Source organism: Dawidia soli, assembly GCF_018598185.1.
Lineage (GTDB): Bacteria > Bacteroidota > Bacteroidia > Cytophagales > Cyclobacteriaceae > Ohtaekwangia > Ohtaekwangia soli.
This window is the reverse complement of the sequence record NZ_JAHESC010000042.1, coordinates 1-26,241: the sequence shown is the minus strand read 5'-3', so window position 1 is coordinate 26,241 and position 26,241 is coordinate 1. Positions and strand designations below refer to the sequence as shown.

Annotated in this window: 28 protein-coding genes and 2 tRNA genes; 16 read left to right on the top strand and 14 right to left on the bottom strand. The window is 52.5% G+C overall.

The features are described from left to right. From KK078_RS23215 to KK078_RS23205, 3 genes are read right to left on the bottom strand one after another with little or no spacing between them, the layout of a single operon-like run. Complete coding sequence (locus KK078_RS23215) at positions 1 to 549, bottom strand: acyl-CoA thioesterase (protein ID WP_254092714.1); 549 nt, start codon at positions 547 to 549, stop codon at positions 1 to 3. 49 nt (positions 550 to 598) lie between these two features. Beyond that, complete coding sequence (locus tag KK078_RS23210; RefSeq protein ID WP_254092713.1) at positions 599 to 1,927, bottom strand: MATE family efflux transporter; 1,329 nt, start codon at positions 1,925 to 1,927, stop codon at positions 599 to 601. Continuing rightward, the gene (locus KK078_RS23205) at positions 1,924 to 2,481 is read right to left on the bottom strand and encodes an NUDIX domain-containing protein (protein ID WP_254092712.1); all 558 of its coding nucleotides are present in this window, start codon (positions 2,479 to 2,481) and stop codon (positions 1,924 to 1,926) included. Before KK078_RS23205 ends, KK078_RS23210 begins: the two co-directional genes overlap by 4 nt. A 67-nt stretch (positions 2,482 to 2,548) precedes the next feature. Here KK078_RS23205 and KK078_RS23200 point away from each other — a divergent pair, with 67 nt between their 5' ends. From KK078_RS23200 to KK078_RS23175, 6 genes are all read left to right on the top strand, one after another. Beyond that, on the top strand, positions 2,549 to 3,145 hold the full coding sequence (locus KK078_RS23200; protein ID WP_254092711.1) for a ribonuclease HII: 597 nt from the start codon (positions 2,549 to 2,551) through the stop codon (positions 3,143 to 3,145). Positions 3,146 to 3,279: 134 nt separating this feature from the next. Beyond that, the gene (locus tag KK078_RS23195) at positions 3,280 to 4,695 is read left to right on the top strand and encodes a serine hydrolase domain-containing protein (protein ID WP_254092710.1); all 1,416 of its coding nucleotides are present in this window, start codon (positions 3,280 to 3,282) and stop codon (positions 4,693 to 4,695) included. A 14-nt stretch (positions 4,696 to 4,709) separates the two neighbouring features. After that, on the top strand, positions 4,710 to 5,483 hold the full coding sequence (locus tag KK078_RS23190) for an NRDE family protein (RefSeq protein ID WP_254092709.1): 774 nt from the start codon (positions 4,710 to 4,712) through the stop codon (positions 5,481 to 5,483). Then, positions 5,483 to 6,370 carry an alpha/beta hydrolase gene (locus KK078_RS23185; protein WP_254092708.1) on the top strand — a complete coding sequence of 296 codons (888 nt, stop codon included), beginning with the start codon at positions 5,483 to 5,485 and terminating at the stop codon, positions 6,368 to 6,370. Before KK078_RS23190 ends, KK078_RS23185 begins: the two co-directional genes overlap by 1 nt. A gap of 45 nt (positions 6,371 to 6,415) precedes the next feature. After that, entirely contained in the window at positions 6,416 to 7,132 is a 717-nt protein-coding gene (locus KK078_RS23180) for an ABC transporter ATP-binding protein (RefSeq protein ID WP_262898775.1), read from the top strand. Then, on the top strand, positions 7,129 to 7,677 hold the full coding sequence (locus KK078_RS23175; protein WP_254092707.1) for a cob(I)yrinic acid a,c-diamide adenosyltransferase: 549 nt from the start codon (positions 7,129 to 7,131) through the stop codon (positions 7,675 to 7,677). Before KK078_RS23180 ends, KK078_RS23175 begins: the two co-directional genes overlap by 4 nt. Positions 7,678 to 7,679: 2 nt before the next feature. On the opposite strand, the gene KK078_RS23170 is transcribed toward KK078_RS23175, so the two are convergent. Beyond that, positions 7,680 to 8,132 carry a hypothetical protein gene (locus KK078_RS23170; protein WP_254092706.1) on the bottom strand — a complete coding sequence of 151 codons (453 nt, stop codon included), beginning with the start codon at positions 8,130 to 8,132 and terminating at the stop codon, positions 7,680 to 7,682. A 76-nt stretch (positions 8,133 to 8,208) separates the two neighbouring features. On the opposite strand from KK078_RS23170, the gene KK078_RS23165 reads away from it, so the two are divergent. From KK078_RS23165 to KK078_RS23155, 3 genes are all read left to right on the top strand, one after another. After that, positions 8,209 to 9,210 carry an MBL fold metallo-hydrolase gene (locus tag KK078_RS23165; protein ID WP_254092705.1) on the top strand — a complete coding sequence of 334 codons (1,002 nt, stop codon included), beginning with the start codon at positions 8,209 to 8,211 and terminating at the stop codon, positions 9,208 to 9,210. A 168-nt stretch (positions 9,211 to 9,378) separates the two neighbouring features. Further along, the gene (locus KK078_RS23160) at positions 9,379 to 9,717 is read left to right on the top strand and encodes a winged helix-turn-helix domain-containing protein (RefSeq protein WP_254092704.1); all 339 of its coding nucleotides are present in this window, start codon (positions 9,379 to 9,381) and stop codon (positions 9,715 to 9,717) included. Positions 9,718 to 9,736: 19 nt separating this feature from the next. Continuing rightward, positions 9,737 to 10,189, top strand: a complete 453-nt coding sequence (locus tag KK078_RS23155; protein WP_254092703.1) for a hypothetical protein — start codon at positions 9,737 to 9,739, stop codon at positions 10,187 to 10,189. 68 nt (positions 10,190 to 10,257) lie between these two features. Here the strand turns inward: KK078_RS23155 and KK078_RS23150 are convergent, their stop codons facing one another. Further along, a complete protein-coding gene (locus tag KK078_RS23150; RefSeq protein WP_254092702.1) occupies positions 10,258 to 10,713 on the bottom strand; it encodes a DinB family protein in 456 nt (151 codons plus the stop codon). 204 nt (positions 10,714 to 10,917) lie between these two features. Here KK078_RS23150 and KK078_RS23145 point away from each other — a divergent pair, with 204 nt between their 5' ends. The 5 genes from KK078_RS23145 (at position 10,918) to KK078_RS23125 (ending at position 16,570) form a co-directional block, all read left to right on the top strand. Continuing rightward, on the top strand, positions 10,918 to 12,534 hold the full coding sequence (locus KK078_RS23145) for a Na+/H+ antiporter (RefSeq protein WP_254092701.1): 1,617 nt from the start codon (positions 10,918 to 10,920) through the stop codon (positions 12,532 to 12,534). 120 nt (positions 12,535 to 12,654) lie between these two features. Beyond that, on the top strand, positions 12,655 to 13,485 hold the full coding sequence (locus tag KK078_RS23140; RefSeq protein ID WP_254092700.1) for an SDR family NAD(P)-dependent oxidoreductase: 831 nt from the start codon (positions 12,655 to 12,657) through the stop codon (positions 13,483 to 13,485). A gap of 55 nt (positions 13,486 to 13,540) precedes the next feature. Next, positions 13,541 to 14,368, top strand: a complete 828-nt coding sequence (locus tag KK078_RS23135) for a hypothetical protein (protein ID WP_254092699.1) — start codon at positions 13,541 to 13,543, stop codon at positions 14,366 to 14,368. After that, a complete protein-coding gene (locus tag KK078_RS23130; RefSeq protein ID WP_254092698.1) occupies positions 14,365 to 14,691 on the top strand; it encodes a VOC family protein in 327 nt (108 codons plus the stop codon). The genes KK078_RS23135 and KK078_RS23130 overlap by 4 nt, the downstream gene beginning before the upstream one ends. A gap of 448 nt (positions 14,692 to 15,139) precedes the next feature. Further along, the gene (locus KK078_RS23125) at positions 15,140 to 16,570 is read left to right on the top strand and encodes a hypothetical protein (protein ID WP_254092697.1); all 1,431 of its coding nucleotides are present in this window, start codon (positions 15,140 to 15,142) and stop codon (positions 16,568 to 16,570) included. Here the strand turns inward: KK078_RS23125 and KK078_RS23120 are convergent. From KK078_RS23120 to KK078_RS23105, 4 genes are all read right to left on the bottom strand, one after another. Next, positions 16,563 to 17,948, bottom strand: coding sequence for a radical SAM protein (locus tag KK078_RS23120; protein ID WP_254092696.1), 1,386 nt, complete (start codon positions 17,946 to 17,948; stop codon positions 16,563 to 16,565). The two genes, KK078_RS23125 and KK078_RS23120, sit on opposite strands and share 8 nt — an antisense overlap. After that, entirely contained in the window at positions 17,920 to 18,675 is a 756-nt protein-coding gene (locus KK078_RS23115; protein ID WP_254092695.1) for a prolipoprotein diacylglyceryl transferase, read from the bottom strand. The genes KK078_RS23120 and KK078_RS23115 overlap by 29 nt, the downstream gene beginning before the upstream one ends. Before the next feature lie 94 nt (positions 18,676 to 18,769). Continuing rightward, the gene (locus KK078_RS23110; RefSeq protein WP_254092694.1) at positions 18,770 to 19,297 is read right to left on the bottom strand and encodes a DinB family protein; all 528 of its coding nucleotides are present in this window, start codon (positions 19,295 to 19,297) and stop codon (positions 18,770 to 18,772) included. 237 nt (positions 19,298 to 19,534) lie between these two features. Continuing rightward, complete coding sequence (locus KK078_RS23105; protein WP_254092693.1) at positions 19,535 to 20,086, bottom strand: hypothetical protein; 552 nt, start codon at positions 20,084 to 20,086, stop codon at positions 19,535 to 19,537. A gap of 573 nt (positions 20,087 to 20,659) precedes the next feature. Here KK078_RS23105 and KK078_RS23100 point away from each other — a divergent pair. Then, on the top strand, positions 20,660 to 21,277 hold the full coding sequence (locus tag KK078_RS23100; RefSeq protein WP_254092692.1) for a hypothetical protein: 618 nt from the start codon (positions 20,660 to 20,662) through the stop codon (positions 21,275 to 21,277). Positions 21,278 to 21,593: 316 nt separating this feature from the next. On the opposite strand, the gene KK078_RS23095 is transcribed toward KK078_RS23100, so the two are convergent. Beyond that, a complete protein-coding gene (locus KK078_RS23095; protein ID WP_254092691.1) occupies positions 21,594 to 22,079 on the bottom strand; it encodes a hypothetical protein in 486 nt (161 codons plus the stop codon). A 335-nt stretch (positions 22,080 to 22,414) separates the two neighbouring features. Between KK078_RS23095 and KK078_RS23090 the strand changes: the two genes are divergently transcribed. Beyond that, complete coding sequence (locus KK078_RS23090) at positions 22,415 to 23,395, top strand: hypothetical protein (RefSeq protein ID WP_254092690.1); 981 nt, start codon at positions 22,415 to 22,417, stop codon at positions 23,393 to 23,395. A 571-nt stretch (positions 23,396 to 23,966) separates the two neighbouring features. On the opposite strand, the gene KK078_RS23085 is transcribed toward KK078_RS23090, so the two are convergent. The 4 genes from KK078_RS23085 to KK078_RS23070 all read right to left on the bottom strand — a co-directional run bounded on the left by KK078_RS23085 (position 23,967) and on the right by KK078_RS23070 (position 25,932). Continuing rightward, positions 23,967 to 25,040, bottom strand: a complete 1,074-nt coding sequence (locus KK078_RS23085; protein WP_254092689.1) for a hypothetical protein — start codon at positions 25,038 to 25,040, stop codon at positions 23,967 to 23,969. A gap of 345 nt (positions 25,041 to 25,385) precedes the next feature. Further along, positions 25,386 to 25,631 carry a GIY-YIG nuclease family protein gene (locus tag KK078_RS23080; RefSeq protein ID WP_254092688.1) on the bottom strand — a complete coding sequence of 82 codons (246 nt, stop codon included), beginning with the start codon at positions 25,629 to 25,631 and terminating at the stop codon, positions 25,386 to 25,388. Positions 25,632 to 25,689: 58 nt separating this feature from the next. Beyond that, positions 25,690 to 25,771: transfer RNA gene (locus KK078_RS23075), tRNA-Leu, on the bottom strand. Between the two features lie 77 nt (positions 25,772 to 25,848). After that, positions 25,849 to 25,932 (bottom strand) — tRNA-Leu (locus KK078_RS23070). Positions 25,933 to 26,241: the final 309 nt, after the last annotated feature.

Sequence of the window (26,241 nt, the reverse complement as noted above, 5' to 3'; positions counted from 1 at the left end):
TCAAGCCATTTGAATGATGCACCGCTCGGCGCGCAGCATTTCCGTCGCCTGGCTGAGGTCGACCGTCGACTTGGCGTCGTGCATCTCTTCTTTCATCTTCTGGCGGATCTCTTTCATGCGCATGGCTTCGATAAACCGGCGCACCTGCTCGCCATCTTCCAGGATCAATGGCGGCACCGTTACGGGCTTGTCGTTGTCGCCTTTGGCCACCATGGTGAAGTACGACGAATTGGTATGGTTGACGGTGCCGAGCTTGACGTTCTGCGACTCTACACGGATCCCCACGATCATGGACGAGTTGCCCACGTAGTTTACCGAGGCGTGCAGCGATACCAGCTCGCCCACTTCTACGGGCTGTAAAAACTCGACCTTGTCGACGGTAACGGTTACACAGTACGTGCCGGCGTGGCGGCTGGCGCAAGCATAAGCGACCTTGTCCATGAGTGATAATAATATGCCCCCGTGGATCTTGCCGCCAAAGTTGGCGTACGCGGGTATCATCAATTCGGTAATCGTGGTTTGTGAAACCCGTACGGCTTTGCCTGTCATAGTGAGAAATGATTCGGTAGGTATAGCGATGAAGTTACTAAATTATTATTCAAGGTATGCGCCGCAGGGCCCAGCGCAGCCGGATGAACAGGGCGGTCGCGGTGAGCGTCAGCCCCACCACCAGCCCCCACCAGATGCCGACCGGCCCCACGCCGGCGTGAAAGCCCAGCCAGTAGCCCAGCGGTAACCCGATGGCCCAGTACGACAGGAAGATGAACAGCGAGGGGATCTTCACATCCTGTAAACCGCGCAACGCCGAAGCGCACACGACCTGCATACCGTCGGAAAGCTGAAACATGCCGGCAATGATCAGCAACGTAGCCGCCAGCGGCACCACGTCGGCGTCATGCACATACCAGGTGGGCAGCACCTGGCGGAACACGACAAATACCACGGCACAGACACTCATAAACGCCATCGCCATCACGATCAGCGTGTACGACGCCCGGCGCATATTGATACCGTCCTGCCGCCCGAGGTAATAGCCCACGCGCACGGTCGCCGCGGCACCCAGGCCGGCGGTCGTCATGTAGCTGAGCGAGGCGAGGTTGATCGCGATCTGGTGAGCGGCCTGCACACGGGCGCCGTACCACCCCATCATGACCAGCGAAAAGTCAAACGCGGCCGCTTCGAAAATAAACTGCACCCCGCTGGGAATACCCAGCCCCAGCAACCGTCGGAACAACGGCCGCGCATAATCGCCCACGCCGAATCCCGCGCGGTAGCTGCGAAAGGACGGCAACGCGTACACCAGCGCGGCCATGGCCAGCGCCATAAACACGCGCGACGTAAAGGTAGCCCACGCCGCACCGGTAAGGCCCAGCGCCGGCATGCCGAAGTGGCCATAGATAAATATGTAATTGAGCAGCACGTTCAGCAGGTTGGCCGCCACCATCACGATCAGCGCCACGCGCGTGTTGGACATGCCTTCGGCAAATTGCTTACAGGTTTGGAAGACCATCATCGGCACAAGCGACCAGGCCACGATGTCGAGGAAGGGCAACGCCTGCGCTACCACCGCATCCGATTGCCCCATGTAATACAATACGTTCTTACCGACCGTCACCACCCCTACCAGGGCCAGGGCGTTCAGCACATTCACGACCAGGCCGTGTCGCACCACGGCCGCGATGGTGCTCGTATCGCCGGCACCGTGCGCGGCGGCCACCAGCGGCGTCATGGCATACGACACGCCGACGCCAAACAACATAAAGACGTTAAAGACCACCAGCGCCAGGCCGGCCGCCGCCAGCGATTCTGCGCCGAGGTGGCCCACCATCATGGTATCGGTTACGCCCATGAGCACGTGCCCGAGGTTGCTCAGCATGACGGGCAGGGCCAGGATAAGATTTTCGCGGAAGTGCGTGCGTAAGGTCATGCCAGTCCTTTTGTGCGGGCGACCGCCAGCAGGCCGACCATGCTCATGCTGTCGGTTATTTCACTGCGCATGACCATCTCTACAGCTTCTTTTAAGGGCACGCGGCGCACCTGCAGGTCGGCTTCGCTTTCTTCCAACGTTTGAGGCCCCGCCTCCAGGTCTTCGGCCAGGAAGACAACACCCTCCTCGTCGGTTACCGAATTGGAGGTGTGCACTTTTACCAGCACAGACCACTTGCGGGCTATCAGGCCGGTTTCTTCGCGCAGCTCGCGTTGCGCGGCAACGAGCGGGTCCTCCCCGGCGGGCGCGCCGCCTTCGGGAATTTCCCAGTGAAATTCCTCCAGCGTATAGCGGAATTGTCCCACCAGCCAGGTGTAACCTTCCGCATCGAGCGCAACAATGCCAATGGCTTTATTTTTAAAATGAACTTTGCCGTAGATGCCACGGCCGCCGCCGGGATTGATGACCTGGTACTCGGTCACGTTGATCCAGGGATTGTCATATTTTTCCGCGCCCGACAACGTTGTCCAAGGGTTTGCACGCTTCTCTGCCATAAAAAACTCGTAGCCGGCAATATATCACATTTTTTCTGCGTCCGACTTTCCTTATTTTTACCCGCTCATGTTACTCGCCTCCTTTTCCGACGATCATATTGAAGCCGGTTGCGATGAAGCCGGACGCGGCTGCCTGGCAGGGCCGGTGGTGGCGGCGGCCGTCGTGCTCCCAAAAAAATACAGCCATCCGCTGTTAAACGATTCCAAACAGCTTACCAAGGCCGAACGTGAGCTGCTGCGCATCGATGTGCAGCGCGACGCCCTGGCCTGGGCCGTGGCAGAGATCAGCAACGAAGAGATCGACACCATCAACATCCTGAACGCATCGTTCAAGGCCATGCACCACGCCATCGCACGGCTTACCGTGATGCCCTCCCTGCTGCTCATTGACGGCAACCGGTTTGTGCCGTACCTCGACATCCGTCACGAGTGCATTATCAAAGGCGACGGCAAATATCTGTCGATCGCCGCGGCGTCGATCCTGGCCAAGACCTACCGCGACGACCTGATGACATCGCTGGCAGCGCATTACCCCGGCTACAGCTGGGAAACGAATGCCGGCTACCCTACAGACGCACACCGTGAAGGCATCCGCCAGCGCGGCATTACCCCCTACCATCGCAAATCCTTTACACTTCTTCCCGAGCAGCTCGAGTTGTTTTAGCGACAACCGCGCCGGCCGTCACCGTCCGGTGAGGACACGTCTGAACCGTGGAGGCCCTCGTATCAACCTTTCATCCTGAAAACAATTCCTCTCCCCACCCGGATACTTCTATATTGAAGCCAACAACCCTCGTCATGAAAAGAATTTTGCTCATACTGCTGCTGTTTCCCGTTGTGCACACACACGCGCAATCGGTTCCACCGGCGTATGCCGAAGCCATCAAGCTGCTGGATGCCTGGTTCGATGCGCAGGTCGACTACGACAGGCTGCCCGGCATTTCCGTGGGCATCGTCAAAGATCAGGAGCTGATCTGGAGTAAAGGTTATGGCAAAGCCGATGTAGCAAAAAAGATCCCGGCAGAAGCCAGCACACTCTATAGCATCTGCTCCATCTCCAAGCTGTTCACGTCGGTGGCGGTGTTGCAGCTGCGCGACGCCGGCAAGCTGCGCCTCGACGACGACGTCGCTTCGCTCCTGCCGTGGTTCTCGATCAAACAGGTATATCCGGGCAGCGCTCCCATCACCATACGTTCCCTGCTGACGCACTCGTCGGGCTTACCGCGCGAGGTCGACTTTCCTTATTGGACCGAGAACAACTTCCCTTCCAAAGAGCAGATCATCGAGAAAATAAAAGAGCAGCAAACACTTTACCCGGCCTCGACCTATTTTCAGTATAGCAATCTCGGTATTACACTGCTGGGGTATATAGTCGAGCAGGTCAGCGGCATGTCGTATACACAGTACGTGGAAGAGCACATCCTGCGGCCGCTGCAGTTGATCCATACGCACACGACATTCCCCGCAGGTGAAAAAGAAAAAGTGGCAAGTGGCTATAGCGAGCTCAGCCGCAAAGGCGAGCGCCGGCCGGTACCACGGTTCGATCCGAAAGGCATTGCGCCCGCGGCCGGGTATACTTCCACGGTAGAAGACCTGGCACGCTTTGCGTCGTGGCAGTTCCGCCTGCTGGAAAAGAACGACGATACGGAAATACTGCGCGCCTCAACGCTGAAAGAGATGCAGCAGGTGCAATACATGGATCCTAACTGGAAAACGAGCTGGGGCCTTGGTTTCAAAATAACACACACCGACAACAAGACCTTTGTCAGCCACAGCGGTTATTGCCCCGGTTATCAAAGCCTGATCATCCTCAGCCCCGACGACAAGCTCGCGTTCATCGTACTGATCAATGCGATCGGCACCGATCCGAACAAATACTTCGAAGGCATGCGCGCCCTGTTCACCAAAGCCGAGGAAGATAAACCGGCCGACAAAGTAGATCCCTCGTTGACACCGTTCTGCGGGCTGTACGGCGGCCAGCCCTGGGGCACCGAGCTTGCGGTATCGACGTGGGGCGATAAGCTGGCCACGATGTTCCTGCCGGCCGACAATCCCAAACATGCCATGATCCTGTGGAAACGCACACAAGACAATACGTTCCGCCGCATTCGCGACAACGGCGAGCTGGGCGAAGAGCTATATTTTGAACGCGATAAAGACGGAGGGGTGCAAAAGCTTTGGTGGAATAGCAATTACCGGTATCGGATCAAGTAAGCTATCTTTGCACCATGTGTCTCGCATTCTTTGCGGTGGGCGTCCACCCGACCTATAAACTGGTTGTCGCCACCAACCGCGACGAGTTCTATCAGCGCAAAACCCAGGACGCCCATTTCTGGGAAGATCACCCCACGCTTGTCGGCGGGCGCGACCTCGAAGGCGGCGGCACGTGGATGGGCATGACCCGCAGCGGCCGCATCAGCCTGCTGACCAACTACCGCGACCCGCTGCACATCGACCCGCAGGCGCCCACCCGCGGCGCGCTGGTTTCAGACTACCTCACCGGCCCCGAAGCGCCCGACGCGTATCTGCAACGCATCGCGCAAAACGGTAAACGCTATAACGGCTTTAACCTCGTGATGGGCCATCCCGACCAGCTGTGGTATTACTCCAACTATAAAGAAGGCGTCGATACACTGCCGCCGGGGTTCTACGGGCTCAGCAACCACCTGCTGGAAACACCGTGGCCCAAAGTAGTGCGCGGCAAGGAAAAGATCAAACCGCTCCTGCTGCAGCAGACCCTCCGGCCCGATGATCTGTTCACCGCACTGTACGACGAGCACCGCGCGGCCAAAGACGCGCTGCCCGACACCGGCCTGACACAAGAACGTGAAGAAGCCCTGTCGTCGATGTTCATCAAAGCCGGCAACTACGGCACGCGCTGCTCCACGGTAGTGTTGGTGGACCACGACAACCACGTGCGGTATACCGAACGGGTATACGACCTGAGCACCTTTGCTTACCGGCAAAACGACTTTACCTTTACGGTCGACCCCGCTTCCTGATGAAAAAAAAGGATCAGACACCGGCCCTGTTGAAATTTGTGCGTTGGGCCTACCCGCGCGTTGAAAAAGTTGCGCCGGGCCTTGCCCACCGTTACTTTGTACGATTGTTCTTCCGTCCGGTGCGCTATCCGGTGCCGGAAAAGGAGAAGAAGGCCGAGTCGTTTGCGCAGCCCTTTACGTTCGCAGCCGCCGGCAAACGCATTCAGGCCTATACCTGGAGTCCCACCCCGGTCGCGGGGCCGCCGGCGGGCAGCCCGTACGTGTTGGTCGTACACGGCTGGTCCGGTCGCGCCACGCAGTTCCGGCGTTTCATAAAACCACTGCTGGCCAAGGGGTACAGCGTGATCGGCTTTGACGGCCCCGCGCATGGCCATTCGCAAGGCACCACCACCCACATCGTTGAATTTGAAGAAACGCTCCAAAAGATCATTGCGCTGAAAGGCATACCCGAAGCCATCATCGCCCACTCCTTTGGCGGCGGCGCCGTGCTGATGGCCGCGATGCACGGCTTGCCTGTTAAAAAGCTCATCAACATCGCCAGCCCCACCATCGGCGACGAGATCATCCAAACATACCTGCGCGCCATCCAGGGCTCACCCGCCACCGGCACCTTCTTCAAAGCCTATGTGTTGCGCACCTATGGCAAGCCCTTTGACGAGTTCACCGCCCTGCATTTTATCCGCCACCTGCCCGCGCCGCTGCCGTTGATGCTCGTGCACGATGCCGGCGACCGGGAGGTATCGCTGGCGCATGCCGAGGCGCTGGTGCGGGTGTATCCGGCAGCCAGGCTGCTGCGTACGGAGGGGCTCGGCCACACCCGCATTCTGAAAGACGACGAAGTGATCCGGGCATGTGAAACTTTTATCACTACTCCGTCGTCTCAATGAAAATATGATTTGTAATTCTGCCGTTAAATCGTCAACTAATCCAACATGAAGATCATCGAAACCAGCCACCTGGCCAGGGTGTATAAAATGGGTACCAACATTGTAAACGCTTTACAAGATGTGACCATTTCCATCGATAAGGGCGAATACGTGGCGTTTATGGGCCCGTCAGGCTCGGGAAAATCGACCCTGATGAACATCGTGGGGTGTCTCGATACCCCCTCCAGCGGCACCTATCGCCTCAACAACCACCTGGTCAGCGAAATGACCGAAAACCAGCTGGCCGAGGTTCGCAACAAGGAGATCGGCTTTGTGTTTCAGACCTTCAACCTCCTGCCCCGCGCATCGGCGCTGGAGAACGTGGCGCTGCCCCTGATCTATGCCGGCTACGGCAAAGCCGAACGCGAAGACCGCGCCATGGCCGCCCTGGAAAGCGTAAACCTGGCCGACCGCTATCACCACAAGCCCAACGAGCTCTCCGGCGGTCAGCGTCAGCGCGTCGCCATTGCCCGGGCCCTGGTCAACAACCCGTCCATCATCCTGGCCGACGAGCCCACGGGTAACCTCGATACCAAAACGTCGTACGACATCATGGACCTGTTCCAGGAGCTGCACGACCGCGGCAATACCATCATCATGGTAACACACGAAGACGACATCGCCCACTACGCCCACCGCATCATACGCCTGCGCGACGGGCTGATCGAATGGGATAAAAAGAACGACACCATCAACCGCCGACCGGCCGTCGTGCATTCATGAAGATCTATACCAAAACCGGAGACCAGGGCACGACCGCCCTGTTCGGAGGCAAACGTGTATCCAAAGACGACCTGCGCATCGATACCTATGGCACCATCGACGAGCTCAACTCGTGGATCGGCCTGGTACGCGACCAGGAGGTAAATCAGTCCCGCCAGGCCCTGTTGGTGGAGATACAAGACCGCCTGTTCACCATCGGCTCTATTTTGGCCACCGAGCCGGGTAACACCAAAGTAAAGATCCCCGCCCTCTCCGAGGCCGACACACAACTGCTCGAAAAAGAAATTGACGCCCTGGAAGCGGGCCTTCCACCGCTGCGCTTTTTTGTATTGCCCGGTGGTCACCAGGCGATATCGTTCTGTCACCTGGCCCGCACGGTATGCCGTCGCGCCGAGCGCCTCATCATCAGTCTGAATAACGCAGAAGGCGTGCCTTCGGAAGTGATCAAATACCTGAACAGGCTTTCAGACTATCTCTTTGTATTGTCCCGCCAGATGACACAGGACCTGAACGCACCCGAAACACCGTGGAAGCCCCGCATGTAAGATCAGTGCGGAATAGTCGGCGGAAACAGAAGTATACTGCACGCAAAGTTCAGCACGCAGAGTAAACCATCCACCAGGAAGATGCCCAGCATCGGCCCGTTCCATACCGGCCACAGGTAACGTTGTCCGCGTGCCTGGCGAACGGCCAGGGGCAGATTAAAATAGAACTGGCTGCCGTGCGCCACACCAAAGATCATCAGCGGTATAACCACCTGCAAGGCCACATCCCACATCTCGGGATGTAATAACAATAACAGCGAATACAGCGCCAACGCCAGGTTCATGCCGCCCAGGAACCGCAGCGCATGAATTAACACCGCAAAAGAAGCCTCATGCCGGTCTCGCCAGGGCACCAGCAACCGCGCAGCACGGAGTGGCCGGATGCTGAAAAACCAAAATGCAATAGCAAACCAAACGGTATTGAGGGCGAGAACGATCGTTAAAAAAAGGTCCATGCCCAAAGAAAAGCAAATCCCAAATCATTTTTGGGGAAATGTTATGTTTCCCCCTACAATTGCTATTTTACACGCCTTGGATCGAGCAACGCAATACACGTATAATCCCGCGCTATATACCTGCAAAGGTGATTGGCCCGGTACCCCCGTAGACGGGAGCGGACGGTTTATAAACCATGAATATCCGTATATACCCACGCTTTCCAGTGTATTAAAATGGAAGCTCGGACCAAAACCGCAACAACAAGAGAAAGAAGCCGACACCTTTCGGTTAACGACCCGGCACGACACACATTTCATTCATGATACAGCCGACTGTATCGTGTGGCTGGGGCATGCTTCTTTTTTTATACGGCTGGCGGGTATAAACATCCTGATCGACCCGGTATTCTATGATATACCGCTCACACACCGCTATACGCCGTCACCCTTCACGCCCGAAACGCTCCCACCACTGGATTACCTGTTGATCTCGCACGATCACCGCGACCATTGCCAGGAAGAGTCTGTTAAAAGGGTCATGGCGCTCCACCCCCCGGCGGCCGTCCTGACGGGATTGCAAATGGAAAAGCTCTTGCGCCCGTGGGTAGGGCGCGCACCGGTCCAAATGGCCGGCTGGTATCAGCAATATACCACCACACCCAACCTGAATATATACTTTCTGCCCACACGCCACTGGGCAAAGCGCGGGCTCAATGACACCAATAAGCGGCTGTGGGGTGCGTTTGTTCTGCAGAGCGAGCACCATACATTGTACTTCAGCGGTGATACCGGCTACGGAAGCCACTTTGCGGATGCCCGAGCCGCATTTCCTTCCATCGATGTGGCCATCATCGGTGTAGGGGCCTATAAGCCGGAGTGGTTTATGCACCCGGTGCATATTTCGCCAACCGACGCCGTGCGGGCCTTTCATGATCTGGGCTCGAAAGTGTTGGTGCCGATGCACTATGGTACGTTCAACCTGAGTGATGAACCGATCGGCGAACCCATACGGGTATTGCGGGCGTTGGAGCGTGAGGGAAAAATACACGGGAAACTGAGGGTATTGGACCCAGGGGAAAACTATGGCTTTGAATGATATTCGACGCAAGCAAGTCCGGGGTCATAGGGGCGAACCCCTATATATATTGGCCTCTGGCGCGAGTCACAGACTTGTGCCTACCATTGTGCCAGTCTCCAGACTGGCGTATCCCGCAGAATGATAAAATAATATACTACTCCCCTATACCAACAAATATACCCGCCTATGAAAAAAGAAATACGTGTCCGCTGCTGGATCGACCTTGACGGCGAAAAATTCTTCGGCCCCGGCCGGGCAGAGCTGTTGGAATTGATCCAGGAATCCGGCTCCATCGCCCAGGCGGCCCGCCAGATGGGCATGTCCTATAAAAAGGCCTGGGCCATGGTAGACGAAATGAACACCCGCGGCCGCAAACCTTTTGTGATCACCCAAAAGGGCGGACAGCAAGGCGGCTACGCCGAAGTGACCGAAACCGGCCGCAAGGTTGTAGCGGCGTATCAGAAGATGAATAAACGGCTGCAGGCGGTTGTCGATAAAAACAAAGATCTTCTCAAACTTCTGTAGGATTCAATAACAAACTCACATGCATTGGCAGGAATTAAAGGACGAAATTTATTTTGAGGACGGATCGTTGCGAGACATCTACGTGCTCGACATAACCAGGGCAGACTGGCAAAAATGGATAGACTTGGTAAATCGAAAATACACCGTTGAATTTTATGACGCCAGGACAGGGATAACAAATGACAAGATCGACTTCAAACTTGTGAAGGAATACTGGGATTCAAACGGCGAAAGAGAAGTGATCCAAGCCTGCATTAAAATAGGCTCCACTAATATCATGTGCTACTTCTTTGACAGTAGCGAAATCGAAAACGACCTCAATCCGAAAGAATTCAGATCAAAGACAGATCACGACAGCCTTGTTGATTACCTCGACGACATCGCCGCTGCTCTGAATAAAGAGGTTTATGTCACAAATGAAAATACAAACGATTCTATTTTGATTAAAAGAGTCCCACTCCACGATGAATAACACACATGGCGTTGAAAATAACGGGTGGACGTTTAAGCATCGTGCGTCAGTGCGAGATGCCACGGATATCATTCCAGCGCTCTTCGTATATAATTGATCTGCCCTGTATGATACGCCAAGTGGGCCAATAAGTGTAAAAGAAAATATCCCGTCGTCATTTCAAACCCCAACACGTCCTCGGGATACCTTGCTTCCAGGTCATCGTGCTTCAGCTTCTGCAACGTAGTGATCACATGTCCGTGCGTGGTGCGCACCATCGCCAACAGTTCCGGCAGGGGTACGTTGCGGCGGGAGAACTCGGCAGGGCGGTCGCGGGTATAGTCTATGCCACTGAGGTTCTTGCCGATGTAGGTGGTCAGGTTGCCCACCAGGTGCAGGCCCAGGTTGCCGGCGGGGTTGACGATCTGCCCGGTAACCTTCCACAGGTTCTCCTCCCGGCGGAATGTAGCCAGCTCTGTCTCCAGGCGCCGCAGGTCGCGGTCGTATAAGTTTGTCAGGTTTTCCAGCATAGCGATACGATCCATTCAAGTCTATAGTTTATCGCTGGCCCGGGGGCGCCGCGCAGTCTGATGGTAATATACATCAACATTTGGCAAAAAACTGAAAGACTTTCGGCGGGCCTCTGTTCCCCTCCCTGAAAAAATCGGAAATTTGTAAGGATCGGTCGCCCGATCGCAACTGCCGGCAGGCAGAATCTTTACTATCTTTGTCTACACACTGCCTCCTTCATGCCCCAGATCATTACCCTTTACATCGTCTTATTGTTTATCATCCTGGCGCTGGTCATGCTGGCCCAGCGCCTGAAGATCTCGTACCCCATCGTGCTGGTGCTCGGCGGGCTGGCCATCAGCTTTGTGCCGGCGCTGCCCGAGATCTCCATTGACCCCGAGATCATTTTCCTCATCTTCCTGCCGCCGTTGCTCTTCGAAGCCGCATGGCAGACCTCGTGGAAAGATTTCTGGAAATGGCGGCGCGTGATCGGCTCCTTCGCCTTTGGCATCGTCATTCTCACGGCCGGTGTCGTGGCCGTTGTTTCGGCCAGCGTCATCCCGGGCTTTACCCTCGCCCTCGGCTTTCTCCTGGGCGGTATCATTTCGCCACCCGATGCGGTGTCGGCCACGTCGATCATGCGCGGCGTGCAGGTACCCAAACGCCTCGTCGCGATCATTGAAGGCGAAAGCCTGCTGAACGACGCGTCCAGCTTAGTGGTGTTCCGGTTTGCCCTGGCGGCCGTGGCGTCGGGAACGTTTGTCTGGCAACAGGCATCCGTCAGCTTTGTGATCGTCATTGTCATGGGCACGATCACCGGCCTCGTCATTGCCCTGATCTTCTATGCCATCATCCGCTGGCTGCCGACCACACCCAGCATGGATACCGTGCTGACGCTGATCGCACCATACGCCATGTATATAACAGCCGAACATTTCCACGTGTCGGGTGTGCTGGCCGTGGTAAGCGGTGGCTTGTTCCTCTCCAGCCGGCGATACGAGATCATGAACCACATCAGCCGCCTGCAAGGGGTCAACGTGTGGACCACGCTCGGCTTTGTACTGAACGGCCTGGTCTTTATGTTTATCGGCCTGGAGCTGCCGGTCATCGTCGAAGGCCTCGGCCCCGACGCGCTGCCCGGCGCGATCCTCTACGGGTTCATTATCTCGGTCGTGATCATCATCACGCGGCTCCTCTCCTGCCTCGGCGCCTCGGTCTTTACGGTGTTTATCAGCCGGTTCATCACTACGGCCGACAGCAGCCCGGGGTGGCGCATGCCGCTGGTATTCGGCTGGGCCGGTATGCGCGGCGTGGTCTCGCTGGCGTCGGCATTGTCTATACCGTTGCTATTGGACAACGGCCAGGCCTTTCCCCAACGCAACATGATCCTCTTCATCACGTTCATGGTCATCCTCATCACGCTGGTGTTGCAGGGGCTCACCCTGCCTGCCGTCATCCGCTGGCTGCAACTGCCCGACCGCGATGTGGTCATTCCCGCCACACAACAGGAAGCCATCATCCAGCGAAAGCTGAACGAAAGAACGCTCGCCCTGCTCGATGAAAGATATACCACAGACCTTACCCAGAATATGCCGCTGCAAAACCTGCGCACCACGGTCCAGAATGACCTGCGCTTTTTAGCCGCGCAGGTGTCGCCTGAAAGGGATGTCTCCGCCGACAGCGGCCACCGGTATCATACCATTGTAACCGAATTGATCCAGCACAAGCGCGAGCTGCTGCACAAGATCAACCGGAAGGAGGAATTCGATGAGGAGCTGGTGCGGAAGTATTTAACACAACTGGACCTCGAAGAGGAGAAGCTACGACAACGATTTGGCGAGGAGACCCAACGCTGACGCAACGCCGGCAGGCGCTGGGTCTCCCAAACACTTGTCACATCAACAACCCGTTGTTGTCACAAGAGCACCGCCATTACCCGACCACCACCCGTTATCTTTATGATATAATACTTCCCCATGCAACTACACAACAAGAATGCCGTTATCTACGGCGCGGGCGGCTCGCTCGGTCGCACCGTGGCCAGGACGCTCGCCATGGCCGGTGCGCGTGTATTTTTAACAGGACACCGCCGGGAATCGGTTCAATCCGTTGCCGATGAGATCCGAACGGCTGGCGGACAAGCCGAAGCAGATGTTGTCGATGCATTGAATAAAAATCAAATAGACGAGCACCTCAGCCGCGTCATCGCCACAGCCGGTAGCGTGGATATATCGTTCTGCCTCATCGATACGCAATCCGTACAAGATCTGCCGTTGATCGATATGAGCCTGGAGGATTTCCTGCGCCCTGTCACCATCGGCCTGCAATCCTTTTTCCTTACCGCTACCGCGGCGGGCAAGATCATGCAACAGCAACGGTCGGGTGTGATACTTTCACTGACCGCCACGCCCGGCGGCATCGGTTATCCCTATACCGGAGGCTTCGCGCCGGCCTGCACGGCCATGGAATGCTTCTCACAAAACCTCGCAAGCGAGCTGGGCGCCTACGGCGTGCGTGCCGTGAACATCCGCTCGGCAGGCTCCCCCGACTCGCGCGTATTTGTCGATGCTATCCGGCAATATCCCGGGGTGATGAACGACGTGCTCGACAGCATGCAAAACGACACGATGCTCAAAGCCCTGCCCCGCATGCAAGACATCGCCAACATAGCCTTGTTCCTCGCTTCGGACCTGGCCGCCATGATCACCGGCGTTACTGTCGATGCAACCGCCGGTACGACCGCTGCCCTAAACTACCGGGCTCCCAAAACAATTGCGAACGCGGGGAACAACATCATCGCTTCGTAAGACATCCCCAGCGGGAAGTCCAAACAAAATATTAACTTGCGTCACACTCCATTGTATGACCAAGCTCTTCTTCCTCTGCGCTTTTATCTCCCTGGGGCTTCGCTCCTATTCGCAATCTCAGGATGAGATCATGCAGGAGGGTACGCTGCTGTACCGATCGGAAATGGCCTCCTGGTACGGCACCGATCTCTTTCTGAAAAAATATGGCGAACGCCGGGAAAATGTCGGCGGCTACTTCTCTTATGTATCCGATGACAAAGCCATCTGCGTATTCTTTTCAAAAGGTGATACTCCCCAAGCCGTCGGTACGTTTACATTTGACAGCACCTACAACACCGAGACGGCCGTTGTCGATGGACAGGAGCGGCCGCTGACCGGACACGAGCAAGACCTGGTCGCGATCCGCCAGGCGGCCCTGCACGAATATAATTCGGACACGCTCTTCCGCTCGTACAAAAACATGAACCCCAATTTCATTCCCGTCAGCGACCAGCAAGGCAAAAGAGTATATATACTGACAGGCCCGCAGGAAGAGGGTCTTGTAGTCTTTGGCAACGATTACCTTCTGACGTTCGACAAAAACAACACCCTGAAGCAAAAACGACAGCTCCACAAAAATCTGATCCCTATAAAATACAACCCGTCCGACAACAAGCTGGTGCTCGTTACGGCGCACACGCACTTGCCGGAAACAGGCGACCTGATCACCGCTACCGATGTTTGCACGCTGATGCTCTATGGTCCGCATGTCACCTGGGGACAGCACCTGGTCCTGAGCGAGAAGAATGTTTCGATCTGGGACTGTAAGAAAAAGGAGTTGATCGTCATGACACGAAAGGCATGGAACAGAGTAATGGATGCTGAAAAGCAAAAAATCAAATGAGCACCACGTTCCTCCATACCATCCCCGTCCTTCCCAGTGCCGACCTCGCACGGGACGTTCCCTGGTATCAGGAAAAGCTGGGCCTTCAGGTATACTTTGCCGACAACATGTATGCCGTGTTATACCGCGACAACCTTATTCTACATTTGCAATGGCATGCGGATACAGCCGATGACCCGCTGCTGGGAGGATCGGTTGTGCGGGTATTAGTAAAGAATATACGACCGCTGTTTGAGGAGTTTGTGCAGCGCGGCACTGTTACGGCTGACAAGTTAAGAATCAATACGCCGTGGAAGACAATGAGTTTGGCTTCTTTGACTTGAATCAGAATGCGGTCTTCATTGAGGAAGACGTGGTCGTTGAATAAAAGAAGATCTGAATATCTCACCATCTCCGGAATCAAATACCATTTTACTTACTTTCGACCGTTAAAGTAAGGCGCACTCCCCTCACATTTTCCCTTTCTAAACGCCTTATCGGGTCAATTTCCCGATTTTTCAACGACTCTCACAGACGTACCCCGAAAAATCCGGCATCGTGCTATTGAAACCCTAGGATATTGAATAGATATCCAATAGTTAACCAACTTTTATTCAATAGATATTAAACCGCTATATAGCTATTGAATATGTTTTATGCATAACCATTTTTTCTAAATTTAATTTATCCAATTGATTGACGGGAAATAACGATTGCCTATCTTCGGCTCAGACACCGTCTGTTTACCGCGGCTGTTGGCTAAAATCCTCTCGTTACCCTAACCCATCGACTATGCCATTCCTCGAAGGACCTTTCGCTTTTACCGGCAAGCTGGACATGCTCAGCGCGTATCGTATGCGCGGCGTTGACAAGATCGTTGTTCGCCGCAAGGGCGGCCCGAGCCGGGAAAAAATCAAGACAAGCCCCAGCTTTGAAAATACGCGGCACACCATGTCTGAGTTCGGCGGCTGCTCGCGCCTGGGCAGCTATGTGCGCCTGGCGATGCATTCTATCCGGCAGCTTTCAGACTATAATTTCGGCAGCGACATCAACAGCGTCATGCGCCTGGTACAACTACGCGACGATACCGGTGAATGGGGACGTCGTAAAATTATACTCTCCGAGCATGCCCGGATCCTCGAGGGTTTTCAGACTACGAAGAAAGCGCCCAGTTTCGACTCGATCGTGCGTACACCGGTATACTATACCCTGGACCGGGCCAATCGCTCGGCGCGCGTGGAAATTCCGGAGCTGCTGCGCGATATTAACTACTTCCCGCAAAACAACCATGCGATGTTTCGCCTGACGATTACGCTGGGGATTGTGCCCGACATACGGTACGATATAGCTAAAAAACAATACCTGCCGGCGAAGTGGTATGATCAGGCCTGTTATGCGAAAACTGCTTCGACAGATTGGAACCCTTCGCTGGAAGGGATGGGAAACACGACGTTGGAATTAGCGATGAATGTGCTCCCGCCGGAGGATGGATGGACGTTGATGCTGGCGATCGGAATTCAGTACGGCGTGTTTCGGGAAAATGGGAAGATTGACGAAGTGAAAAGGTTTGGAGCGGCGAAGATATTGGCACTGCGCGGAAAGGATGGGGCGCCTGAGGATGGCGGTGACGGCGCCGGGAAAGATAGTATGGATACGGTGGATGACGTCGTGACGGAGGATGCTCCTGCCCCGGAGAACGAACCGCAGCCCGAAACACATCGCGAGCCGGGAATACGGTATGTCTATACGACGAATAAAACGGTCGCTGTCAGGCCGGAAGCAACGGCTTATCACTATGCCATGTCGTATCCGGTGGAAGATGTAGCGCCTGCAGGAGACGCGCGTCCAGCGAATCGGGAGCCCTATTCTCCGGTCGGAAAGGTCAGCGCGCCGGTATACTCCGCCGGTATCGACATAAACCTTTCTCCGGGTTGCGCGATTTCCCGCGTAGCAACTTACCCCGTACGCGGGTATACAAATACAGGCAAATGGTACCTGCAAAATGGCATCTTATTGCGTCAGAATAGAGGCGCATATCCCGCCGCCTATAAGAAGCCAGAGTGCTCCCAGGATGAGAAAGAATTTGGCGTTCTTCGGATCATTGCGTCGCTTGACCAGGCCAATCGCAAAGAAAAGAATCGGCGGACCAAAGGTGATCGCAAAACACAGGTAGATCAATACTGCAAGTCCTTCCATAGTTGTAAACCAAAAGTGATCAATTGATAAGCTGCTGTAAGTATTCCCGTTTTTCGTCCCGGTAGAACAGATTCATCGTTTCAAACGGGATGATCTTACAGTCTTTGTTCACGATGTGCACGCACGATTTTTTTACAGACCGGACGTCAAAGTTATAGGCGTCGATAAATTGCATGATAATGACCCGGAACAGGTTGTCATAGGTAAGCGACGGAGCATGGATCTGAGGCAGACAGCATAGCAGCGAGTGCAGCTTTTCGGTAGCCTCTTCCACGGAATTGCCTGTACTGAAGAGCTTGATCATTTTACTGTGGAGCTGTTCATCCTGCTCGTAAACGATGGTGTTGCGACTATTGTCGAGCAAGTCCGCGGGATTGACATACCGTGTCAGGGGAAATACTTCGCCTCCCAACTTCAGCGCATAGCCCATGACCAGCGCATCCGGGTTACACGGTACCGGAATGAGGTCATCGGCATTAAAGATACCGGTTTGCTCCAGGATCTTCCGGCGCACTTCCGTTAACGTAATGCGGTCTTTGGCGGGGTCAAAATTCTCCAATCTGCCCGCGATCTGTGTGGGCTGCAGCGTAACGCCGCGTACGCACCGTTGCTTGAGCGCAAAGTCGATGACCTGGCCGATTTCATCGTCGTTGAGATTCATTTGAACAGTCATTACCAGGGTGGTGGACAGGTTCAAGGCATTCAGATGTTCCAGCGCCTGTTCCCGTATACTGACGAGATGGGCACCGCGCATAGACTGAAGTACTTCGTTCCGGAAGGAATCGAACTGCAGATAGATCTCAAAGTTAGGTGCATATGACGCCAGGCGTTTTACCAGCTCCGGATTTTTGGCGATCTCGATCCCATTCGTATTCAGCATCAGGTGTTTGATGGGAAGCGACTTGGCATAGTCGAGGATTTCAAACAGCTGCGGATGAAGCGTCGGTTCTCCCCCGCTGATCTGTACGACATCGGGCTCGCGTTCGTTGGTGACGACGGCGTCCAGCATACGTTTCACCTCGTCCAGGGTACGATGCCGCCCGTAGGTAGGTGATGAGCCGGCGTAGCACGTCGGGCATGTTAAATTACACCGATCCGTTATTTCGACGACAGTCAGGCATGAATGCTGTTCATGATCCGGGCATAGACCACAATCATACGGGCACCCGTAGTGTGTCCTGGTATTAAAGGTATAAGGCGTTTCGGAAGGTTTGTTATAATTCCGGATGTTCTTATAGTACGCGACATCGTCGGCGATGATAACAGTGGACGGACCATGCTCCGGGCACCGCTTCAGCATGTACACCTTGTTATCCTCAAAAACGATCTTTGCGTCGACGCGTTTGAGGCAGGTCGGACATAGACTCAACGTAAAGTCATAGTAGGTGTACTTTCGTGTAGGCATACAGGCTCAGCAAAGTTTTTCGGTAATATACAAAACATACGACACACAGCCATTGGATACTGCTAAGTCCCAGCAATAGGAAGGGATTCGGCTTGATGAATTCAATAAAAAACCGGAAACCAAAATAGCTTAGCATAACGATCTTGAAGAGCGTACCACTGGCGAGATTATTCCGATAATAAAGATTCCGGATCACAACGAACAGGATCATCAGAAACACGAGCTCATACAGGGCAATCGGATGACGCAGCACGCCATCCCCCAGGTCCATTGCCATCAAAAATGAAGTGGGCGTTCCATAGGTAAACTCGTTGGTGCCCGACAGAAAACATCCGATTCGTCCTATAAAAATACCGACGATGATCGGCAGTGTGAACAGATCGCCCGAGGAGTTCTTTTCATGGATAATAGTTTTGGCAATTTCCACGCCCAGCAGTCCACCAAACAACCCTCCCATTATTGTTTTGACATTGTATAGCTGCATAAAATCGACAGCAGAAAAATCGATCAACGGGTTCTCCAGTAATCCCATGATCCGTGATCCGGCCAGGGCGCCCAGGGCCGCCCCCAGGATGATCGAGAGCCTGTTCCCAGACGAGATCTGATCCACCGCGTTTTTCTTCAAATACACATAGTAGCGATACGCGGTAAAAAAAGCCACATACTCCAGGATCAGGTGGATGTTTACGTTCCAGTCTCCGATGGCAGGCTCAAAAGGAATAGACATTACGTTGGTTTTGTCTCTTGTAAAATAAGCAAAATATACGACCGGTCACCCGAATCATCGACACACCATGTCCGCACGGCGATATAAACAGATTTTACCTCCCTGCGGCAAATTCATCTTTGTTGCGTTGCAGCTGCGTCAGATGCCTTTTCGCATGGAGAATGAGAAAGTAGATGTACTGATACACATCCAGTTTACCAATTCCATTTACAGTCATCGTTGTTAAGTACAAGGTCCCTTCGCCATGCTTCAGGAGTTCCAGATAGGCTTCACACCGAACAAACTGCGCTCGAACATTTTCCCTGACCTCGCCTAACGACAAGTTTCCGGTTGGCTCCATGTGTAGGGGACGTTCCCAGGAAAAGGACTTATGAATTGCCACTTCATTTAATGCATCCGATATAAAGGAATAATTTTCCCAATCCTCCTGAACTGGCATGGTCAATGCGCGCCGCTTTGCTTTGGCGGCGCCCTTGTCGATAATAATCAGCAGGAAGTGACTTGTCAGCATGATATGCTCCAGCACCTGCAGGGACGACCACCCACCGTTAACCGGTCGATAGTGCAAATGGGGTTCGTCGTGATGTAACCATCCGAGAAGGTCTTCTCGTACTTGCGACATCTCGTGTCTGATCACGTTTATTACATCATCCATTGTCATTTCTCATCAAAATAATAAAGCCCGGGACATTTTCCTTGCCCGGGCTCCTGTATATCGTATTTTAAACAGCGCATACGCCTCACCTTCGTCGGGCACCTCGATTCTTTTCCTGTTTTCGCGTATGGCCTTCTCGTAATGGCATCGAGTAGAATAGACGAATATTTAAAAAAAAGGTTTCGTTCTTCTAATCAAAATTGATCAAAGCCGACCGTACACTACTTGAATGTCTTTGCCTATAAAACTTCTTAGCTCGTCCAGGAATTCTGCTTTTAGCGGCGGCCAATTCCAGAAGGTTATACCCAGTTCGCCAAAGGCCCAGGTGGGTCTAAATTTGTATTTTGTTATTGGAGATTCGTTTCCACATTGATTACATCGCCATGGATCGGCCTGACGAGCATACCAGGCGTCAACTGCGTCTGGCCAATCCGTATCAACGTTGTTAGCGCGACACACCGGACAGAGCACTTCATCCAGTCCATATTCGCCGTTGTGAAAGACTTCTCTTTCATTCGAAATTTTTATACCATTTACGTCCAGACTGAGAAAACCATCCTTGTCATCCTCAATAATATCTTTGCAACGCCGACCGGGTTTATACCCCATCTGCTCACCGTCGCCCAAAACGCAATCTGACGAGGTTTCCACCATGATTTCTTTTTCCATCAGCCAGTTCGTGATCTTTTTAAAAAGATCAGCGGTTTCGCCACGTGTTACATGGGCCGGAACGATTGTTATAAACCAGTCACTCATCTTACCTCAGATTACAATAAAAACGCATACTTATCGGTGGGCCTCTTACAATATGCGTTACAAACATACAGAATCGAAGCGTATAAGCCTCCTCGCCATCATCAACAGGCGCATCCGCCGCCGCCGCAAATAAGCCTATTGCATTTCTCACATTAATATCCCTATCTTTGTAACCAGAAGCATTTGTCTAAAGTAGATCCCGCATCAGGCTTCGTGTGTTAACGGTCCAACTAGAATTCGTTTTTTCTCAGGTTTTACTATACCTGATATGGCATTGCCTTGCATGGCCTTTACAAGTTATTGTCATTACTATTTTTTAAGGCTACAGATTTTTCAATTTTAACAAACAATGTTCACGATTAAAAAAGAGACTATTACCACCGAGTGGTGGAATGGCTCTATTTGCTGGTTCGGTAACACGATCCTCGATGGAACCAATTGGACGTTTTATGGGCTTGATGGCAGTGTCAGCCGAACAGGCTTTGTGCTCTCCCATCTCTTTGACCGGTGTATCATTTCCCAAGATGCCGCTATGTATTTGTGTACCAGAACCTCAGTACGAAAGGTGTGCTTTTGAAGCAGGTGAGATCCTCCTGGGAAATAAATAGTCCGTATTACCACGCCGCCACGTATGAGTATCCCGCTGCATTTTATACATCGGCAGCAGGAAGGACTTATCTCATTCATTGCCCGATACGCTACGACCAGCTCGATTTTGAGGATGTCGAATCAGGCGAGATTGTCACCAATATCTCCAGCAGAAAGCCGATGGATATATTTCATTCACGGCTGGAGGTGAGCCCTGATAACAGGTTTCTCCTGGTGAAGGGTTGGGTATGGCATCCCCGGGATGTGTGCTCTCTGTATGACATAGAAGCGTGCCTGGCGGACCCGACGCTGCTGGACGATGGGATTGTGCCGACTGCCGACGGATTTATGGAGCAACATGTCGGTGCATTTATCAGTGATCATGAGGTTTTGCTCGGAACGGTGGACTCTGATGAGAGCCTGCCTCCTCATAATCCGGCTACCTGGGATTTCTACAAGTATCCGAAGATCATCGACATCAGGACGGGCATGGCGCTGTGTTTTCGATTGTCAGGAGCGCAGAGGCCTGACGATGCCGATCATAGGTATACGACTTCACCAAGCGATCGAAAAAGATCACGGACGTCAGCTTCAGGCTCATGACTTTCTTATCAATTTTATAAAGCGTTTCACAATAAAATAATCCGCGATAAGCAAAGCCGACACGACCGCTCCCAGGAATATGAACTCTCCGGTGCGAAGATTTTTAAATTGCGGGTCACTGATCTTATCGTAGAGCGCGGCGAAGTACGCCAGCGCTATCAACAAAGAAAGGACCAAAAATATTACAAGCCCGAAATTTATAAGACCCCGTATCATGCGGTTTTCCGTGTTTAGTATCCGACAATATAGCTAAAAATACAAGTCCTACCCGACCCCGGTAAATCTGGAATGGTTCGACAGCTGGAAAGTGCCCCCCTCAATCCTTACCCGGATACCAGTCAGGTTCCATAAGGGTGACCATGTAAATTTCAGAATCACTCACCTGGCAGTGTAACTGATAGGCCTTGGTGATCCATTTTACCCAGCCCGATGTTTTATCGCCGATCGTAAAACCCTCTTCTGTCTCACTGGGATTTCCCAAGACCTTCACCACGTTACGGATATCGACGTTGGGGGTGACCACCGCGTCAACCACAAAAGGAAATGCACCCGAGCGCCTGTCGGTGAACTCGATCCAGATGGTAGTGATGATATCTTTTTTGAATTTTATCTGGATGCCTTCGTCGTACCCCACCCAAAGACCGGTGTCGTCGGTCGATGGCGTTACCGGGATGTTCCAGGCCGTCAATTGTTGTTCGGCAACCTCCCGCGGTTTACCGATCAACGTTTTCAGATCGATGGGTGTTTGAGCGAACGCCCTACACGATGTAACCAGAAGAATGGAGAATATGAATGTTTTCATAATGAACGCTACAGGAACGGCTGAAGCAGGCTTACACGTGTTACTTTACTAATAAATTTCCCCGCCGATCTCCGGGATGTTAAGCAAATTTGCAGGTTCTAATGAACAGCACCAAATATACCTGTTTGCATTTTTTAATTTAATGTTTATATCTTTGTAGCCAGAAGCATTTGTCTAAAGTAGATCCTGCATCAGGCTTCGTGTGTTAACGGTCCATTTAGAATTCTTCTTTTCTCAGGTTTACTATACCTGATATGGCATTGCCTTGCATGGCCTTTACAAGTTATTGTCATTACTATTTTTTAAGGCTACAGATTTTTCAATTTTAACAAACAATGTTCACGATTAAAAAAGAGACTATTACCACCGAGTGGTGGAATGGCTCTATTTGCTGGTTCGGTAACACGATCCTCGATGGAACCAACTGGACGTTTTATGGACTTGACGGCAGCGTGAGCCGCACGGGCTTCGTTCTCTCCCATCCTTTTGACCGTTGTATCACCTCGCAGGATGGTCAGTATGTATTTGTCTACCAGAATCTCAGCACCAAGGGTGTACTTTTAAAGTCGGGTAAATTCCTGCGGGAGATCAATCGCACGTATTACCATGCCACGACCTACGAGTATCCTGCAGCATTTTATACATCACCGGCAGGTAAGACTTATCTCATCCACTGCCCGATACGCTACGATCAACTGGATTTCGAGGATATCGAATCAGGGGAGATTGTAACCAACATCTCCGGCAGAAAGCCGATGGACATATTTCATTCGCGGCTGGAACTGAGTCCTGATAGTAAGTTCCTGATGGTGAAAGGGTGGGTGTGGCATCCGTTGGATGTGTGCGCCCTGTATGATATCGAAGCCTGCCTGGCGGATCCGACCCTGCTGGACGATGGCCGCTTTCTGACAGTAGACCGATTTATGGAGCAAAACATCGGTGCGTTTATCAACGAACGGGAAGTGCTGCTGGGAGCCACAGAACCCGACGACGAGCTGCCGCCGCATAACCTGGCTACGTGGGATTTTATAGCGGGCGCAGTAAAGAATACTGTTACCGTTTCGGGAGAGTTCGGAAATATCGTGGGCGTACGCGATGGTATCGCGTGGGATTTCTACAAGTATCCCAAGATCATCGATATTCAAACAGGCGTGGTGCTGGATAAAATGGAAGATGTGGCGGCCGGCGAGCAGGTGTCGTCTATCCTTCATTATTTAAAGCGCGTCCCTCCGATCGTGTATAACCGGGAGCTGAATAAGGTGGCGGTGGGGACTTCGGAAAATCAGATCGATGTGTTCTCCATTATCCAACACTAATTTATCCACCACTACGACATAAGCATGATGCCACAACCATAACTTTCACCAATGTATTAGCCGTGAATTAATTAGCATCAAGACCAAACACAGTGGATTTTATCAAGCTCATTCGTTCTGCCGAAGAACTGATCTATGAAATTTGTCTATGGATATTACAAACTTCAAAGACTTTTTTTTAAAAAAAATCATCCGACCTGAATGGACAATTACCTATATCCGGCAGGAGTTAAAAAAGATGAAAAGGAACGGTTTCAAGAATACGTTTCTTCCATGCTGCAATGGATCATTATCGTTGTCGTACCCACGTTTGTCTTTTTGAAGAGCTTCTTAGCTGGAATAAATCCCAAAAATGATACTTTCAATAAGATTAGAAGAGTCTCTTGACGTGAAAATCCTTTTGGTCTCGAGCTTATTTGTGATGGTTCCGCTCACATTTGCCGCTGTGATTCAACTCAAAAATGAAAAAGCCATAACGCGAGAATCCTCTAAGGAGAAGTTTTTTATTCAAAAGAGGCTGCCCTTTTGAGACAGCCTCTTACCAAGTACTATACTCTGCTAAAACGTAACGCTAGTAGTAAAAATCAAACATTCCATTCGAAACCAATCTTCCACGATAATCATACACGTTCGTAAAATTCGTCACACCTCCACCATCATTTTTTGTCACCATATTATTTCTACTGAAAACATACTCCCACATAAACCGCTCTTCTACCATAATAACAAACAAGTTATCTACCGTATTAAATGGATTCCGCCCCCAGTCATACGTATACGTAAACACATCAATTCCATTATTATACTGGGTAACATTATTATTCCAATTATAGTGTAACGTCGTGCCATCAATCCCTGACACACGCCCGCGGTGGTCATACGTAACGGCGGACGGAAACGCCAAATCCCACGGAGCCCCGGGATACCGGAAGTAATAATTAAAACCTGTGATCTTTCCTTTATTGTTGTACTGAAAATCTTTATTCACCGACACATACTGACCGCCATCATACGTACCGACAGAATCTAGCCGACCATTTGTATACACCGCCCGGTACACATACCGCAACGGAGCATCCGTTGCCACGATTGAATCTACCGCCCCCCACGTGTTATAATACAGCTTATAACTCCGACCGTTCAGCACGAATTCTTTCAGGGATGGTTTTCTGCCATGCCCGCCATGGCATCGGTTTACTTGCATCAACACAGCCGCGACGTTCTCGTTCTCCGGCCCAACAGTAACCTTATCAAATGAAGCCGCCTCAATCAGCATACCTTCCACATCGGCCGCCACATACAGCTCGTCTGCATTCTTGTCGACAATGGTAAACGCAGACACAACATAGCTACCGCGTGCCAGGCGTATCGGCTCTGTGGCATATCCGCCGTCTTCTGTCGCCAGCAGGGTAAGCTGCTGGTCGGTCCATACGGCTTTGCCGCCAGGTGTCGTCAGCGAAATTCTGACAGATGCCCCTTCGGGAACGTCGCGCACGAAAGCATCATCGATCGTGCCGTCGTCAAGGGTCGAGGCTACGGTAAACTGAATTTTCTGAACCGCCACCTCGCGGGTGTCGTCTGTGGAGCATTGTACAAACCAGGCGCAAAGCGCCAGCATGAGAGAAAAACGGACTGTCTTTTTCATATCATAAAGGGGTTGTTTTGTTCACCGCTATCCCCGGCCACTCGCAAAGCCGGCTACGCCATTTCACTCCAACACATTACTCCTTACAACTGGCGTGACGAAATCTAAAGATCAGGAAATGACACCTGTATTTTATTGCTTATCATAACCTGGCAACAGGCACTGCCAATAACACGGAACATCAGCCACAGCAACCGTACTACTGCTGTTACCTAATATACGATCTTTTTCTGTACACAAAAAAAGGTTTGTCGTTGACAAGCCTTTTGTACCGAAGGAGAGACTCGAACCTGCCGGCAGGCAGGCCCTCATGTCTTGCGACACACGCCCCTGAAACGTGCGTGTCTATCTTGGTAGCAACGATTTCAAAAACTCTTTTCCCACGCCGCTCTTCAAATACTTCTCTCGATTTCTCGCTTCTTGCCTGTATGGAAAAGTCTCAGACCAAATCAAGCTAAAAGGCGCATAGGGTTTGGTCGTTCGATTTAGCCCAGTGTTATACTGATGGAGCCGTCTTTCCGGATTGTCAGTTAAGCCGACATAAATGTAGTTCCGAGAATAGCTACGGATAGCATAGACATAGTAATTCATATCAACGTGTTTTAAGATAATAAGAAACAAAAAAGGCTTGTCAATGACAAGCCTTTCGTACCGAAGGAGGGACTCGAACCCTCATGTCTTGCGACACACGCCCCTGAAACGTGCGTGTCTACCAATTCCACCACTTCGGTATAATGTTATGTTTGTTTCTGTTCTTACAACGTGTAGTCCTCCTGTCTCCCTATTGTGATCCAGCGGACTAGCCGGGTGCCCAGGACTGGACTCGAACCAGCACACCGGTTAAGGCACTACCCCCTCAAAGTAGCGTGTCTACCAATTTCACCACCTGGGCATTTTGTGTGTGGGTAGTGCAGTGTGTGTGCGTGTTGGGGCGACAAAAGTAGCAAAGCTTCGCAGATTAACAAAACTATTCGACCAAACGACAAACAAAACTTGTGACAAAATCGAAATAATTTACAAAATCAGGGAGCCAAGCGCTACGAATGCCTGTCGTTGGGGCGATTTTGGGTCCGCCGGACGAGAATTTTCCGGCAAGGACTGCCCCGGCCGCGGCACCTCCACGGCACCCGGCCCACCAACCGCACGGCCTGTCTCTTTTACAACTAAGCGAGCCCCCGCGGCATGATCGAAGGACGTGTGG

Bases quoted from the DNA above. Each gene is read 5' to 3' on its own strand.
- KK078_RS23215 (WP_254092714.1), bottom strand. From the start codon at position 549: ATGACAGGCAAAGCCGTACGGGTTTCACAAACCACGATTACCGAATTG.
- KK078_RS23210 (WP_254092713.1), bottom strand. From the start codon at position 1,927: ATGACCTTACGCACGCACTTCCGCGAAAATCTTATCCTGGCCCTGCCC.
- KK078_RS23205 (WP_254092712.1), bottom strand. From the start codon at position 2,481: ATGGCAGAGAAGCGTGCAAACCCTTGGACAACGTTGTCGGGCGCGGAA.
- KK078_RS23200 (WP_254092711.1), top strand. From the start codon at position 2,549: ATGTTACTCGCCTCCTTTTCCGACGATCATATTGAAGCCGGTTGCGAT.
- KK078_RS23195 (WP_254092710.1), top strand. From the start codon at position 3,280: ATGAAAAGAATTTTGCTCATACTGCTGCTGTTTCCCGTTGTGCACACA.
- KK078_RS23190 (WP_254092709.1), top strand. From the start codon at position 4,710: ATGTGTCTCGCATTCTTTGCGGTGGGCGTCCACCCGACCTATAAACTG.
- KK078_RS23185 (WP_254092708.1), top strand. From the start codon at position 5,483: ATGAAAAAAAAGGATCAGACACCGGCCCTGTTGAAATTTGTGCGTTGG.
- KK078_RS23180 (WP_262898775.1), top strand. From the start codon at position 6,416: ATGAAGATCATCGAAACCAGCCACCTGGCCAGGGTGTATAAAATGGGT.
- KK078_RS23175 (WP_254092707.1), top strand. From the start codon at position 7,129: ATGAAGATCTATACCAAAACCGGAGACCAGGGCACGACCGCCCTGTTC.
- KK078_RS23170 (WP_254092706.1), bottom strand. From the start codon at position 8,132: ATGGACCTTTTTTTAACGATCGTTCTCGCCCTCAATACCGTTTGGTTT.
- KK078_RS23160 (WP_254092704.1), top strand. From the start codon at position 9,379: ATGAAAAAAGAAATACGTGTCCGCTGCTGGATCGACCTTGACGGCGAA.
- KK078_RS23155 (WP_254092703.1), top strand. From the start codon at position 9,737: ATGCATTGGCAGGAATTAAAGGACGAAATTTATTTTGAGGACGGATCG.
- KK078_RS23150 (WP_254092702.1), bottom strand. From the start codon at position 10,713: ATGGATCGTATCGCTATGCTGGAAAACCTGACAAACTTATACGACCGC.
- KK078_RS23145 (WP_254092701.1), top strand. From the start codon at position 10,918: ATGCCCCAGATCATTACCCTTTACATCGTCTTATTGTTTATCATCCTG.
- KK078_RS23140 (WP_254092700.1), top strand. From the start codon at position 12,655: ATGCAACTACACAACAAGAATGCCGTTATCTACGGCGCGGGCGGCTCG.
- KK078_RS23135 (WP_254092699.1), top strand. From the start codon at position 13,541: ATGACCAAGCTCTTCTTCCTCTGCGCTTTTATCTCCCTGGGGCTTCGC.
- KK078_RS23130 (WP_254092698.1), top strand. From the start codon at position 14,365: ATGAGCACCACGTTCCTCCATACCATCCCCGTCCTTCCCAGTGCCGAC.
- KK078_RS23125 (WP_254092697.1), top strand. From the start codon at position 15,140: ATGCCATTCCTCGAAGGACCTTTCGCTTTTACCGGCAAGCTGGACATG.
- KK078_RS23120 (WP_254092696.1), bottom strand. From the start codon at position 17,948: ATGCCTACACGAAAGTACACCTACTATGACTTTACGTTGAGTCTATGT.
- KK078_RS23115 (WP_254092695.1), bottom strand. From the start codon at position 18,675: ATGTCTATTCCTTTTGAGCCTGCCATCGGAGACTGGAACGTAAACATC.
- KK078_RS23110 (WP_254092694.1), bottom strand. From the start codon at position 19,297: ATGTCGCAAGTACGAGAAGACCTTCTCGGATGGTTACATCACGACGAA.
- KK078_RS23105 (WP_254092693.1), bottom strand. From the start codon at position 20,086: ATGAGTGACTGGTTTATAACAATCGTTCCGGCCCATGTAACACGTGGC.
- KK078_RS23095 (WP_254092691.1), bottom strand. From the start codon at position 22,079: ATGAAAACATTCATATTCTCCATTCTTCTGGTTACATCGTGTAGGGCG.
- KK078_RS23090 (WP_254092690.1), top strand. From the start codon at position 22,415: ATGTTCACGATTAAAAAAGAGACTATTACCACCGAGTGGTGGAATGGC.
- KK078_RS23085 (WP_254092689.1), bottom strand. From the start codon at position 25,040: ATGAAAAAGACAGTCCGTTTTTCTCTCATGCTGGCGCTTTGCGCCTGG.
- KK078_RS23080 (WP_254092688.1), bottom strand. From the start codon at position 25,631: ATGAATTACTATGTCTATGCTATCCGTAGCTATTCTCGGAACTACATT.